The sequence below is a fragment of the Mucilaginibacter sp. 14171R-50 genome (genome assembly GCF_010093045.1).
Classification (GTDB): domain Bacteria; phylum Bacteroidota; class Bacteroidia; order Sphingobacteriales; family Sphingobacteriaceae; genus Mucilaginibacter.
On sequence record NZ_CP048115.1, the window covers coordinates 3,903,340 to 3,919,430 of the forward strand.

The window sequence follows — 16,091 nt, forward strand, 5'->3', positions numbered from 1 at the left end:
TGCTAAATCCTAAACTCTAATACTAAACTCTAAATCCTAAATTCTAAAAGCTAAACTATAAATCGTGACGGTTATGACTGATCTCCAGTCACTAACCTCCAACGCTTACTCCGACCTCAAACTCTTAACCGGGTTGGCCAGCGCGGCTTTAATGGCCTGGTAGCTTACCGTTGCTATTGCGATAATCACCGTTAATAAACCGGCTAATGCCAACATCCACCAACTTAGGGCAATGCGGTATTCAAACTTTTGCAGCCATTTGTTCAACAGCCAAATTGAAAATGGTATAGCCAGCAGAATAGCAAGGCCCACCAGTTTTAAAAAGTCTTTAGATAGCAGGGTTGTAAGGTTAAAAACCGTTGCGCCTAATACTTTGCGCACCCCAATCTCTTTAACACGCTGCTCGGCAGCATACGCGGCCAGGCCAAATAAGCCCAGGCAAGATATAATGATGGCCAGGCCGCCAAACAAGTTTGACAAGGTAGCCAGCAGCTTCTCATTCTGAAATTTCTTCTCAAAATCGCTGTCTACAAATTTGATGGTTGGCGGATACGCCGGGTTTAGTGATTTAAGTGCTTTATTTATGGTTTCGATATTGGCGCTGACACTTTTAGTTTGATTTAAGCGCAAATCAACGGTAGCACCATTATTACCGCCATACTGTGTTAACATGGGGCGGGTTTTTTCGTAAGGCGATCCCCACACAAAATCCTTATATACACCAACAATGGTAAGCTCGGTATCGCCCCATTTTATAAGGGTTCCAACCGGGTTTTTTAATTTCATCACCTTAGCTGCCGATTCGTTTACCAGCACGGTTTTGCCTGCAGTGTCGGCCTGGTTAGCAGACGAGAACTCGCGTCCGTCCAGCAATTTAACCCCTGCGGTTTTAATAAAATCGTTACCGGCCCTAAATACATCAAACAAAACGGTCTCATCATCCCGTTTGCCGGGCCAGCTTACCCCCCACGTATTGTTGCCATTCTCGGTGATGCTTTGCGAAAACACCGAGGCGTTGGTAACCGCGCCGGAACTTTTGAGTTGGTTTATAAGCACCTCTACATTTTTTTGCAAATCACCCTCGATAGGTATCTCCACCAGGTTATTCTTATCAAACCCGGCCGACTTTTCCTGCACAAATTTTATCTGCCGGTAAATGCAAATGGTGGCGGTTATTAAAAATACCGCGAAACCAAACTGCACAACTACCAGTACTTTACGTACCGGCAGTGCCGAAGTGCCCCCTTTAAATATTCCTTTCAATACTTTAATAGGCTCGAAAGATGAGAGGTAAAAAGCCGGATAGCTGCCGGCAAGTACCCCGGTAAATAACCCAATGCCCAAAATGGCCACCCAGGTTACCCAACTGTTGTAGGGCAGTGCTAATTGGATACCCAATAAATTGTTGAAATAAGGCAGCGAAACAATTACTATACCCATAGCTACCGCTGTGGATAACAGTGACAGGATAACCGACTCGATAATGAACTGACTGACAAGCGATGACCTGTTTGAGCCTATAGCCTTGCGGATGCCTACCTCTTTAGCGCGTTCTTCTGACCGGGCGGTGCTCAGGTTCATAAAGTTTACGCAGGCAACCAGTAGAATACATATAGCCAAAGTAATGAAAAGCTTAATCTGATCGATCATGCCCCCTACAGATTTCCCTTCCACAAATTCCGAATACAGGTGCAACCTGCTGAACGGGTAAAGGAATAATTGGTTCTTGTTACCATCGTTATGCCGCTCTACCATGTTTTTCATGATGCTGTTGGCGCGTGTTAATGAGGACGGATCTTTCAATTGTACAACCGTACGCGCAAAATTGCTTCCCCAGCCCGAGTCTTTTGCCCACGGATTTGAATCTTCGAACATCACCCAGGGTAAAACAAACTCAAATTGAAAGGTGGCGTTTGCCGGTACATCATCAATAACACCGGTAACTTTTAAAGGTAACTGGTTATTACGCTTTACAACCTTGTTCATCGGGTCTTCGTCGCCAAAAAGCGTCCTGGCAAGCTTTTGAGTAATAACGATAGAATTTGGCGACTTTAGAGCATTTGCAGCCGAACCTTTTACAAAATGATATGAAAATATATCAAAAAAACCATCATCTGCAAACAAGCCCGATTTTTTAAAACTATTGTTTTTATAAGTAAGCAAGCCTTCGGCAGTGTAGTTTATTGTCCTTACCGCGCGCACAGCATCCGGCACTTCGGTTTTTATAGTTGCTGCTGCAAGGCGTGGCGTAGCTGCAAACGTGTATATTTTGCCATCGCCGGGCTGATTGTTTTCAACAAGGTATATGTTATCGATATTGTTAAACTGCTTATCGTAGTTTAAGTGATAGGAAACGTAAAGCAGCAAAAGCAGGCAGCTTGCCATGCCTAATGCCAACCCGCCCGCGTTAATTAACGAAAAGCCCTTATGCTTGACGATATTACGCCAGGCAATTTTGAAATAATTTTTTATCATATACCTTGCTGTTATTAAAGATGATTATCTGGACGATACGTTTACGTGGCCATCGCCGCGTACCTCAACCAGCGACCCACCGCCATTTAGCTTACCGGTAACCCGCTCTTTTTCTTTGTGGCCTTCAAATTTTCCGCTAATGTTAAAATTCACATCATCGCCTCTCAGGTCTACATCTACGCCCTGGTTTGCCGGTAGTTGCAGGTCTACATGCCCCGAATTAGCGTCAATTTTTACATAATTGCCCACGCGCAGCATTTGCACATGCATGCTGCCGGCGCTTGTTGAGGCATCGACACTGCCGGCCACCGCCATCAGGTTTACACTACCGCCGGATGTGCCAGTTATCAGTTCGCCATCAATGTTATTGCCTTTTACGCTGCCGCCGCTGGTGGTGGCCTTAACGGTGCCTTTAAGATTTGTTAAGTTTAGCGACCCGCCGCTGGTTTCTAAACGTATTTTGCCGCTGCAGTTATCGGCTGTAACGCTGCCACCGCTGGTTTCCAGATCAATATCCGGCTTGCAGTTTGAAACGTGGATACTGCCCCCACTGGTCTCGCCCTTTATAATACCCGTTAAACCATTGGCGTGGATACTGCCGCCGCTGGTCTCGAAGTTTTGGCTACCGGTTAAATTATCCAAATGCAGGCTGCCGCCGCTGGTATTTAAGTTGGTAGTGGTTTGTTTGTTAACATATATTTTAAAGCCAATGCTTAACGACCGTCTCCAATTCATGTTATTGCGGCGGCTTTTAGCCGTAGCGTGGAGCTCGCCGTTTTGGATATCTATATTAAGGATATAGTCCTCCTCAAGGCGCTTTTTTATTTCGTCTTTGGTTAACTTTTGATTGTTATTGCCAACCACATACACATCAATATGCGGCTGCTCGGTACCTGCGCCGCTTACCGCTATACTACCGCCGCTGGTGTTTACAAAAACGGCCTTGATACCGTCATTTGCCAGCGAACGCGTGTAATAAGGCACCTTGTCGTCCTGCGCGGAAGCAAAGAGAACCGGCGATGCCATTAAAAATAAAAGGAAATACTTTTTCATAATTATTTGAGTTTACTATAAGACTATTTTTTAATGTTATAGGTTGCATGCTTTTTATTTTAGTTCATGGCAGAGCTGCAATTACCATGAACCATATCATCATCTATTCGCTTCGCAAGCTCTTTACCGGGTTTGTTAATGCCGCCTTTATTGATTGTACACTTACGGTAGCAAGTGCTATAAGCGCCGCACCGCCTCCCGCGAGCAAAAACACCCACCAATTGATGTTAATTTTATAGGCAAAATCCTGCAGCCATTTGTCCATGGCAAACCAGGCTATGGGGCTTGCAATGATTATAGCGATAAGTACCAGTTTCATCAGATCGGTTGACAACAGGCTTACAATATTATTGATGCTTGCGCCTAACACTTTACGGATGCCAATTTCCTTCACCCGTTGCTCGGCGGTAAAGGTTACCAGGCCAAACAAGCCTAAGCAAGCTATACTTATTGCCAGTATTGTAAATATCAACAGGATATTGCCCTGTTTTTGCTCGGTTTGGTATTGTGCCGCAAAGTTCTGGTCAAGAAAATGGAACTCGGGCTTATTCTCAATATCAAATTCGCTGTAAACTTTCGTGATGTAATCAAGCGATGCCTGGGTGTTACCCTTGCCAATACGCACATATAAATTGTCTTTATCCTTAGCTTCCGAAGGGAGGTATAAAACCATCGGGCTTATCTTATGCTGTAACGAATAAGTGTTAAAATCTTTCACCACACCAACAATGGTTTGCGTTATAACCTTGCCGTCATTATCAACTCCTGTACGTACGCGCCGGCCAACAGCATCTTTCCAGCCCAATTCTTTAACAAGCGTTTCGTTTACAATAATGGCATCTTTAGCGTCGCTGCTAACATCCTTCGAAAAATTGCGCCCGCCTGCCATTTTTATTTGCAGCGTAGGGATAAAATCTTCATCTATCTGCAGGCTTTGCACTATTTTAGATTCGGGTGTGGCCTTGCCGTCAGGCCCAAGGTTAAAATCACCGCCGCCTATATTGTTGTTCCCTATCGGGTTGCCCGCTATGCCAACACTTTCAATAGCAGGGTTTAATAACAGTTGTTGTTTTATAGCATCAACTTTCGACCGCACCTCGCGGTTGTTGATATGAAAAGTAAGCGTTTGTGTTTTATTGAAACCCAGGTCTCGTTTTTGAAAATAGTTTAGCTGCTGATAAATAATGAAAGAGCCGGCTATCATTACAATGGTAATGACAAACTGAAACACCACCAGCGATTTCCTGAAAAGAATGGTTGAATGCTGGTTGCCTAACTGGCCCTTCATGGCGGGTATGGTTTTAAAACCCGACAGGAATAATGCAGGATAAATGCCGCTTAAAATGCCTGCTATCAAGCAAAAGCTTATAAACGCGGCAACGGTTTTGGCGGTGCCGAATTGTAGCAGCACCAGGCTTTTACCCGATAGTTGGTTAAAGTACGGTAAGGTGAACTGAATGATAATGGCCGCCAAAACGGTTGAGATAAAAGTTAGCAGGATGCATTCCGCGAAGAACATGATCATCAATTGCTTCCTGCCAGACCCTATTACCTTGCGTACACCAATTTCTTTAACACGTATGGACGAGCGCGCGGTGGTAAGGTTTACATAATTTATTATGGCAATAAAAAGTATCAGCAAGGCAGTAATACTAAAAACATACACATAGGTGATGTTGCCGTTCGAGCCGATCTCGTAACTAAGAGCAGAGTGCAGATGGATGTTAGTAAGGGGCTGCAGTTCCATCGTAAATTTCATTGCTCCCATGTCCTTTTTAAGATACTTGTCAAAAAAAGTACCTGCTGCCGCTTCTATCTGTTTGTAGCTATCATGATCTTTAAGCAGTACGTAAGTGTAAATGCTTATGTTTCCCCATTGGCTATCATCTGATTTATAGTCGGCCGGGAACGAGCGCAGCGCTTGGAAAGAAAAGTGTGAGTTTACAGGCACATCGGCAATTACACCGGTAACGGTTGCCGGCTGGTCGCCAAGTATTATGGTTTTATTTATTGCCTGTGCGGCATCACGAAAAATACTTTCGGCAAGTGTTTTGGTAAGTACAATAGATTGTGGTTTGGCAAGCGCGTCTTTGGCATCACCATACAAAAACTGATAACTGAATATGTTGAAGATGCTGTTATCTGTAAACAGCATGCTTCCCTCTTCCAATGCTTTATCACCATATTTGATCTTGCTGCCGCCTTCCGGGTCTATCCGACAGGCATCAACAACCTGCGGAAACTCTGATTTTAAAGTGGGCGCATAAGGGGGCGAGGTAATTGCGAGATCGAATTTGCCGCCGTTCCACTGGCCGTGCTGTGCAACACGGAAAATACGATCGGCTTTGGTATTGTACCTGTCATAACTTATTTCATCAGCAACATACAAGGTAATAAGCCAAAAGGCCGCTATGCCCATTGCTAAACCAAAAATGTTTATGAAGGAGAAAGCCTTATGTTTTTGCAGGTTTCTCCACCCTATTTTTAAATAGTTACTGATCATGGTAAAGTTATTTGATTATGGTAAGTTAAAAAAAATGCCAAACAATCAAAAAACTCATAATCAGCAAGTTACATTTGTTTTACATTTACAGATACGTTCGCAAGCGTAACAGTATATGTTCGGTTACGATACAGTTTCAGTTAGTGAATCAAGATGCAGGAAATCAAGAAACAAGACCGAATCAATTGTGTCTTGTCTCTTGCTTCTTGATCTCTTACTTCTACTCCGAACGTAAACTCTTAACAGGGTTGGCCACAGCCGCTTTTATAGCCTGGAAGCTTACGGTTATAAAGGCTATAAATACCGAAATTATACCAGCGAGTATAAATACCCACCATTGCATATCAATACGGTAAGCAAAATTTTGCAGCCACTTACCCATCAGCCACCAGGCTAAAGGTGATGCTATAAGCAGGGCTACTACTATCAGTACAATAAAATCAATTGATAAGAGCGATACAATGCCCGTTACGCTTGCGCCGAGGACCTTGCGTATGCCTATTTCTTTACCACGCTGCTCGGCAGTAAAGGCTGCCAAACCAAATAAGCCAAGGCACGATATAATAATGGCCACAATAGCAAATACCGACATCAGACCTGATGATTTGGCATCGTTGCGATACATTTTATCGAATTCCTGGTCAACAAATTGGTATGAGAAGGGCTCGCCGGGGAAATTTTCTTTCCAAATAGCCTCTACCGCTTTTATAGCATCCCCTTGTTTATGCGCTGCCACTTTTATCTGGAAGCTACTGCAATACTCATCAGTATTTTTCATCACCAGCGGCGTTATTTTTTCGTGAAAGCTGCGGAAGTTAAAATCCTTAACAATCCCTATTACGCGCCCTGTATCGCCCTGCGCCGTAAAACGCTGCCCAATATAGGGTTTATGCAGGTTAAATTCGCGGGCGGCGGTTTCGTTGAGTATAACATTGTGCTTATCTTCGGTACCCGGCAAAAACCACCTGCCCATGGCCATTTTAAGGTTAACCACTTTAGTGTAATCGCGATCAACGCCAACAAAAGTAATAGGAGGCACAAAATCCTTCGGACGCCCGTCCCAATCATTACTATCGCCGGATGAGGAACCATCATTATTCAGCACCGATTGCACGTCGGTAAGCGACGCTGCCTCAATGGATGATTGTGATAACAGCTTTTGTTTTATGGTAGACATTAATGCCGCCCCTTGCTTCGCATCATATTTTTTTAGCAGTTTGTAGGAAACATTAAACGACATCACCTGCTCGCGGTTATAACCCGGGTTTTGGTTGCGGATGAATGCTAATTGCCGGTATATAGTTATTACGCCCACAATCAAAAATATCGAAAAGGTAAACTGTACCACAACCAGGCCTTTACGCAGCGATGTATCTTTTAAGCGCAGCACGCTTGCCCCTCTAAATGTATTTAAAGGTTTAAAAGATGATAAAAGTAGCGCGGGATAAATGCTGTTTAAAACAATGGTGGCAAGCAAAGTTATCAGCAGCGTGCCCCATAAATACCCTGAATCTGCCGTAAGTGTAAAATTGCGTTCGGTAAAACTGTTAAATGCGGGTAAACATGCAGCTACAATAACAATGGTTAAAACCAGCGCCATTAGGCTTACCAATGCCGATTCGGCTACAAACTGCATAAAAAGCTGTGATCGCCCGGCGCCAACTATCTTTTTAATACTCACCTCTTTTGCTCTTAAGCTGGCCCGTGCTGTGGTTAGGTTAACGTAGTTAATACAGGCTATCAGCAGTAACAGCACACCAAGCACAATAAATATTACTACCACCTTTTTATCGCCGTGTATAATGCTCGAATTTTGCAGGTCGTTTTCAAAATGTATTTCGCTAAGCGGAGTTAAACCTATCTCCAGGTTTTTTTGCTTGCGGTTTTCTTCGAGTATGCTTTTTATTTTGGAGGTAACTTTTTTAATGTTTGTGCCAGGGCGTAATTTCAGGAAAGTGAGGTAATAAAAGTTGCCCCACTGCATTTCGTTTTGCTGCTGCTTTACATCGGCATGCCTGGCAGCAACCGGGATATAAGCATCATACCTAAAGCTTGAATTTGCCGGTGCGTCTTTCATAACGGCTTGCACCTGGTAGTTGTTCGAGTCTATTTTTATGGTTTTGCCAATAGCATCCTGGTTGGCAAAATACTTTTTAGCGCTGCTTTCCGAAAGTATTATACTAAACGGGTGCTGATTGAATGCCGTGGCGTTACCACTAACAAAATCAACCTTAAAAACATTAAACCATTCGCTATCCACATACGCAGCTTTTTCTTCGGGGAAGAATTCGCCATTGATGTTAAAGTACACCGGCATGTAATTAACAGGCCTTAAGCGGGTTACTGCCTCTATTTCGGGTAACTGCTTTTTAGCGGCGTCGCCTATCTGGTATGGCGAATTTTCCCACACCCAGGTGGTGGTTTTATCTAACGAAAGATAATTTTTAATACGGAAGATATTAGCAGCATCAGGTTCGTGCTTATCAAAACTGAGTTCGTTTTGTACCCATATAAATATGAGGACAGCAGCGGCCATACCAACAGATAGACCGGCAATATTAATAAAGCCGGTCCCCCTGTGTTTCCAAAAATTTCTCCACGCGGTTTTGAAGTGGTTTTTTAGCATAATATTAAAATTCTAAAAACTAAATTCTAAATCCTAAAATAAAATATGACCGGTAACCAATCTCTGATCACCGGTCTCTAATGGCTACTCGGAACGCAAACTTTTTACCGGGTTAGCAAGCGCTGCCTTCATGGTGTTAAGGCTCACTACCACCATCGTCAAAAGCAATATTAATACACCCACAGCGGCAAACAGCCAAATACTGATGCCTACGTGATAAGTGTACTTTTGCAGCCAGTTATTCATGAGGTACCAGGTTAGCGGCACCGCTATTACAAAAGCTACTAAAACAAGTTTCAAAAACTCGGTAGAAATAAGCATTAACAATTGCTGTACAGATGCACCCATAACCTTACGTATCCCTATCTCGCGGAAACGCTTCTCGATGGTGAACGACGCCAGTCCGGCCAAACCAATACAGCAGATAAATATAGCCAACCCGGCGAAGATGTTGGTAATGCGGCTTATCAATTCTTCGGTTACGAATTTTTTACCAAATTCCTGGTCTACAAACTGGTATTCGAACAGGTTTTGCGGGTTGTATTGCTTAAATATGGGTTCCATGGCCTTGATGCCGGCCTGCGGGCTTACCCCATTTTTAAGTCGGATATCTATCATACTTGAACTGTTGGGGTCGTAGTATATCATCAGCGGCTCTACCGGGTCGTAAGGCGACGCCATTACAATGTTATCTATAACACCGGCCACCGTAAATTTACGGCCGTAGCGCATTTCCATCCCCACAGGGTTCTTCAGTTTCATGGCTTCAACGGCAGCTTTGTTTATCAGCATCACTGCCGTGTCGCCTGGCGTTTTTGTAAAATCGCGGCCCTGCAATACCTTTATGCCCATGGTTTTGGTAAAATCCACATCAGCGTTTAAGCCCGAAAAAATGATATCGCCGTTGGCCGACTTTCCCGCATAATCCGGCGAGCCTGATTTCCACCAGATCTCAGTTATTGGTGAAGATGTACGGGTAACAGCACTTATCAAGCCGGTGTTAAGCAAGTCCTGTTTAATAGCTGCATAACTCTTGTCGATATCGCTTGAAGAGGGCACCATAACCAGGTTGTTAGGGTTGTATCCAATGCTGCGGTCTTTGATATGCTGTATCTGCTGGTAAACAATTATAGTAGCCGATATCAACAGTATCGACATTACAAACTGCCCCACTACCAGTACCCGCCTCGGCAGCACTGCACTTTTACCTGCCGCAAATGTTCCCTTAAGCACCTTAACCGGGTTAAACGACGAAAGATACAAGGCCGGGTAACTGCCTGCCACTACCCCAGTGAACAATATGATGATCAGCGAGCCCAGCAGGAAGAATGGTTCGAAGATAGTAAGGTGCAGGTTTTTACTCACCAGTGTGTTAAAGAATGGCATCAACAGGTAAACCGAACCTATTGCCAGTACAAAGGCTATTAAGGCAAGAATTATAGATTCGAAAAAGAACTGGGTAATAAGCTGTTTTTTATCAGATCCTAATGTTTTGCGGATGCCCACTTCTTTAGCGCGTTTTTCTGAGCGGGCGGTGCTTAGGTTCATGAAATTTACACAGGCTATCAGCAGTATAATGATGGCTATAACCGTAAACATCCGCACATACTCTATCATGCCACCTACGTTTTTGCCGTCCTTCCACTCACTGTACAGGTGCCATTTATTCATCGGGAAGGTATAGTACGTGCTTATCTTATCACCTTTTGAGTTATCGTGCTTTATCTTATCAATAAATTTATCTACAGCAGCGATATTGGCGTTTGGCGTGGTTTGCACGAATACATTATGCGACGAATTGGTCCACTCCTTCATCCGGTTCTTCACGTAATCAGATGTGTAATCAAACGGCTCGATAAAATCGAACTTAAAGGTAGAGTTACCCGGCGGATCGGCGATCACAGCGGCTATTTTATAGCTTTGCTGGTTATCGATCTTTACCATTTTGTTCATTGGGTCGGCATCACCAAAAAACGCTTTAGCGGCCGATTGGGTTATGATGATAGATTTGGGGTCTCTTAGTGCTTCAGATGGGTTGCCCTTAATGGTTTTCCAGGTGAACATGTTAAAGAACTCCTCGCTGGCCACGTAGAGGTCTTTTTTAAGTTTGGTGTTATCATACTCAACCAGGTGCGATTCCTGGTGCGAAGTAACAACCGCTCTTACTATCTGCGGGTTATTCCCTTCCAGAGCTTTGGCTAATGGCAGCACCATGTTGGGATCGGTAAAAATGGTGGGCTTAAAATCGCGCGTAGCCATTACCTGGTAAATAGTATCATGGTTCTTATGGAACTTATCAAAACTTATCTCATCGCGCACCCATAAAAAAATAAAGATGGTGCATATCATCCCAATTGTTAACCCCAAAATGTTGGTGATAGCGAAGCCTTTGTTCCTGACAAGGTTTCGCCAGGCGATTTTTACGTAATTTTTTATCATGATATATTAGGTCATTGAGTCATTAGGTCATTGATTCATTGGCCTTATAGAAACCTGATGACTCAATGACCCAATGACAGTTAATTATTCACTTCTTAAACTTTTTACCGGGTTGGCCAGCGCGGCTTTAACCGATTGTATGCTAATGGTAGCCAGGGCAATTAATGTAGCGCCGCCGCCTGCAAACAGGAATACCGCCCACCCAATGTTCACTTTATAAGCAAAATCCTGCAGCCAGTTGTCCATGGCAAACCAGGCTACGGGTATGGCAATTACAATGGCTATTATTATAAGCACCATAAATTCGGCTGCCAGCAGGCTTATAATTCTGGCTACGCTTGCGCCCAGCACCTTTCGGATGCCAATCTCCCGGGTTTTTACCTGCGCCGAATAAGTTGCCAGGCCAAAAAGGCCCAGGCACGATATTACGATGGCTATAGTTGCAAACAGGTTGAACAGTGCGCCTTGCTTTTGCTCTGTGGTGTACAGTTTGTTGTATGCCTCATCTAAAAAAGCATAATTAACGGGTACATCATTATTGTATCGCTTCCATAAAACCTGCAGGGCTGCAATAGCTTTTTGCGCATCGCGGCCGGTGGTTTTAATATAAACGCGCCAGCAATCATCCGGGCTGTATTGAAAAACGGCAGGTTCTATTTTTTTATGAATAGTGGTAAAATGAAAGTCTTTTACCACCCCTATTATGGTTCCGTTTGTAGTTTGTATGCGCAGCCTTTTGCCTATCGGGTTTTTTAAGCCCATTTCTTTAACGGCCGTTTCGTTTATAATGAAGTGGGCCGAATCGGCAACAACGCCTTCAAAGTTAGCCCCTTCTATAATTTTCATTTTAAAAAATGGTATCAGGTGTTTATCAGCATAGATCTGGTTAAACCACATGTTTGAGTTGAGCGGTTTACCGTCCCAGTCGTTATCGCCGGTTGAGCTGCCGCCTGTAATGATATTACGACCCGCACGCGTAACATCAAGCACGGCCGGGCTTTTCAACAGTTCGGCTTGCACCACATCAAAATGCTTTTGCATATCGTTGCGCATGCCGAACGACAGTACATTCTCTTTATCGTACCCCAGGTTTTTGTTGTGGATATATTTTAACTGACTGCCGATTACTAATGTGCCTGCTATAAGTATAATTGACACCGCAAACTGCAAGACAACCAATATCCTGCGAAATGCGACATTACCTATACTAACAGACACCTTACCCTTAAGGGCTTTTAACGGTTCAAAAGATGACAAAAGCAACGCCGGATATATGCTTGATGCAGCAAGGGTACCTACCAGCGTGAGCACAATACATAACCAAATGTTATAATTAGAAAGATTTAACGTTATCTGCTTACCCGAGAACTGGTTAAAGTGGGGCAGCAATACAATCATCAGTACAAAAGCAAATACAGCGGCTATGATAAACAGCAGCGCAGTTTCTACCATAAATTGTATAAAAAGCTGCAATTTACCCGCGCCTATTATCTTGCGCATGCTTACCTCCTTGGCACGCAGCATTGACCGCGCTGTTGAAAGGTTTACATAATTGATACAGGCAATTATCAATATCATTAAGGCAACAATAGCGAAGGTCCTGACGGTTGACATGCCGCCGTCGGTACCATCGGCCTGGTACAGGTGCATTTTCAACAACGGCTGTGTAAGATAAGGCACCGGCGCATCTTCGGGCTTGTTGCGCTCATGTATGGCCTGTAACTTTTTCTCTAATAGCTGGGCGCTTACATTGCTGTTTTTTAGCAGTAAATAGGTCTGAAAGCCAAAGTTCGACCAATCGGCATCTATTGACGGTATTATAGTTTTATTATCGTAGCTTTTTTTGTTTTGCACATAAGCCAGATCATTAAAACGCGATATAGGCAACAATACATGATACTGAAAGCTGGAATTAGCAGGGTAATCGGGTATTACGCCGGTTACCTTGCATTGCTCATTCTGCCCCATGATCACCACTTTACCGATCGGGTCTTCGTCGCCAAAATACCTTTTGGCAGTGCTTTCGGTTATCACTAACGAATTATTATCCGGGAAAGGGTTGCGTTTGTCGCCTTTAATGAGGTTAAAATCAAATACGGTAAAGTATGAAGGATCGGTAAACGCAAAATCGCTTTCGTAAAATACCTTGTCTTTATACTTGAAAGGCGCATCGCCGATAGACATGATACGCACAGCATCTTTTACTTCGGGTATCTCGTTTTTAGCAAAAGTTGCGACGGGCGCAATGATATTGTTAAATATCTGTTTGCTGATACCTGTGCCGCCAACTATGCCAACCTTATAAATGTTTTTTGCATTAGAATTAGCTTTATCATAACTCAGCTCGTCCTGAACCCAAAGCAGCATAAACAATCCAACAACAAGGCCAACAGTTAAGCCGGCAACATTAATGGTTGCATAAAACTTATTTTGCAGTATGTTACGCCAGGCCGTTTTTAAATAATTTTTTATCATGATATTTAAATTAATCCTAATTCTATGTTTGAAATGCTAATCCCCGGATACTAACTCCGCTCCTAAATTGAAGCTTGAAACATCCATTATTAACCCCAGCTATTCGCTCCTTAGGCTTCTCACCGGATTTGCTAAAGCTGCCTTTATTGATTGAAAACTGATGGTAACAACTGCTATAATAATTGCCGAAAAACCTGCAGCGGCAAATACCCACCATTGAATGTCTATATGGTACTGATACGTTTTGAGCCAGTTTTGCATTCCCCAATATGCCAGCGGGAAGGCTATTGCACAGGATATGATAACCAACTGTAAAAAATCTTTTGATAAAAGGCTTGCTATACCCGATACACTTGCCCCAAGCACCTTGCGGATACCAATTTCCTTAATCCTGCGCTCGGCGGTGTAGGCGGCCAGGCCAAACAGGCCAAGGCATGATATAATGATGGCCAGCGCAGCAAACACTCTTGATAGCTTGCCAACCAGCATTTCACTTAAAAACATCTGGTTAAACTGGTCGTCAACAAAGCGATAGTCAAAGGGGTATGCAGGGTTATCTTTTTTGAGCACAGCTTGTATAGCTGCAACAGAAGCTTCTACCGGTTGCTGCGCTTTAATTTTAACATACATCCTATCTGTGTGTACCGGGCTTGCGCTAAAAAACATAACCGGATCGGGTTTGCCGTACATGTTGCCGTACACATAATCGTTAACAACTCCAACAACAACAGCCGATGTAGTATCTCCCTGGTAATGTATGCGTTTACCAAGCGCGCTGCCTTTGCCCATCAGTTGTTGCAGGCTTTGGGTAATAACCGTTGCTACAGGTTTTGATGTCGTATCGGTTTCGTTTAGGTTGCGGCCATCTAAAAGTTTAAGGCCCGATGTTTCAAAAAATTCGGGGGTAACATACCGTTGCGATATCAGTACCTCTGAGCCTGGCGCTTTACAGTCCCAGATCAGGCCCGATGTGTTGTTGCCGCCGTAAATAGTTGAATGATCTGATAATGCTACATTTTGTATAAAGCCGGTATTAAGCAGATCTTGTTTTATAGGAGCATAGTTTTTGGCCATGTCGCCCTGCAAGCCTATCTCCATTAATTTATCTTTATCAAAGCCAAGGTTCCTGCTTTTTACATGCTGTATTTGCTGATACACGATGACGGTACTGATGATGAGCACCACCGATACCGTGAACTGCATTACCACCAAACCTTTACGGATGTAAGCTGCTCCGCTGTCTTTTATCTTCAGGCCCTTTAATACCGCTACCGGATTAAATGACGACAGGTATAACGATGGGTAGCTGCCAGCGATTAAGCCGCACGCAACAGTAAGGCCTAACAGGGCAAGTATGTGGTTATAGTTATTAAAACCGATGCTAAGCTGCTTTTGCACAAGCATGTTAAACGCGGGCAATACTAAAGCCATTAAAACAATTGAAAGCAGGGCGGCTATAAACGACATAAACAGCGCCTCGCCTATAAACTGCAGCGAAAGCGACCTTTTACCGGCTCCAAGTACTTTACGCACACCAACTTCGCGGGCGCGTTTTTCGCTGCGGGCTGTGACAAGGTTCATAAAGTTAATGCAGGCAATGAAAATAATTATCCAGGCAATAATGGTAAACAGGCGCACATACTCTATTTGGCCGCCGCCGGTTTGTATGCCGTCTTTAAACTCATCATACAGGTGCCAGTCGGCCATGCCGAATAAAAACACGTGACCAAGATTCTGAAGCTCGCGTTTTTGTATAAAGCCGTAAAGCTGTTTATCTACCGTTTTTGGATTAACACCGGGTTTTAGTTCGATATATGTATTTAACGAATTATTGCCCCAGCTTTTTAACCAGGGGCTCTTATCCCAAAATACCTGAAAGGGCATAACACACTCAAACCTGACGGTGGTATTTAAGGGAATATCTTTTAGAACACCTGTAACGGTATAATCCTGTTTATTGTCAACCCGGATATTTTTGCCCACGACATTTTTATCCGTACCAAAAAATTTGATAGCGGCTTTTTGCGTGATAACTACCGAGTGCAATTGTTTGAAAGCCGACGCAGCATCACCATCAATAAAGGGCAGTGTAAACATGTTAAACACCGATGGTTCGGCGTACCAGGTATCGGCAAACACAGGCTTATCGTTATAAGAGTATAATAGCGAACTGTTACCTTCACTTGCGCGGCAAACGTTGGCAATCCCGGGTATTTCGGCTTGTATGGCCGGCCCCATTACACCGGGAGTACTCTGGTGAGTAAATACGTAGGTATCGTATTTCTGATTTTCGCGCGCTATGTAAAGCCTGTCTTTTTTTACTTGCCCGGCATCATAGTTAACCTCGTTCTCTACCCATAAAAAAATCAGGGCGGCACAGGTAATACCAATAGCCAAACCGAATATATTTAAAAAACTGTACGCCTTATTCTTACTAAGGCCACGAAACATCACTTTTACAAAATTTTTAAACATAATGGTTGGGTTTGGTTAAATACTAAATCCTAAATTCCAAGTTCT

General features: G+C 43.6%; 7 protein-coding genes. All 7 read right to left on the reverse strand.

What is annotated here, in order from left to right:
* Positions 1-105 precede the first annotated feature (105 nt).
* Positions 106-2,475: an ABC transporter permease gene (locus GWR56_RS17780; protein WP_162432546.1), complete on the reverse strand. Its 2,370-nt coding sequence runs from the start codon at positions 2,473-2,475 to the stop codon at positions 106-108.
* A gap of 24 nt (positions 2,476-2,499) precedes the next feature.
* Positions 2,500-3,528, reverse strand: a complete 1,029-nt coding sequence (locus GWR56_RS17785) for a DUF4097 family beta strand repeat-containing protein (protein WP_162432547.1) — start codon at positions 3,526-3,528, stop codon at positions 2,500-2,502.
* A gap of 103 nt (positions 3,529-3,631) precedes the next feature.
* A complete protein-coding gene (locus GWR56_RS17790) occupies positions 3,632-6,031 on the reverse strand; it encodes an ABC transporter permease (protein WP_162432548.1) in 2,400 nt (799 codons plus the stop codon).
* Between the two features lie 220 nt (positions 6,032-6,251).
* The gene (locus GWR56_RS17795) at positions 6,252-8,657 is read right to left on the reverse strand and encodes an ABC transporter permease (RefSeq protein WP_162432549.1); all 2,406 of its coding nucleotides are present in this window, start codon (positions 8,655-8,657) and stop codon (positions 6,252-6,254) included.
* Between the two features lie 84 nt (positions 8,658-8,741).
* Positions 8,742-11,096, reverse strand: coding sequence for an ABC transporter permease (locus GWR56_RS17800; protein ID WP_162432550.1), 2,355 nt, complete (start codon positions 11,094-11,096; stop codon positions 8,742-8,744).
* Positions 11,097-11,180: 84 nt separating this feature from the next.
* Positions 11,181-13,571, reverse strand: a complete 2,391-nt coding sequence (locus GWR56_RS17805) for an ABC transporter permease (protein WP_162432551.1) — start codon at positions 13,569-13,571, stop codon at positions 11,181-11,183.
* Between the two features lie 99 nt (positions 13,572-13,670).
* Positions 13,671-16,046: an ABC transporter permease gene (locus tag GWR56_RS17810; RefSeq protein WP_162432552.1), complete on the reverse strand. Its 2,376-nt coding sequence runs from the start codon at positions 16,044-16,046 to the stop codon at positions 13,671-13,673.
* Between the last annotated feature and the right edge of the window lie 45 nt (positions 16,047-16,091).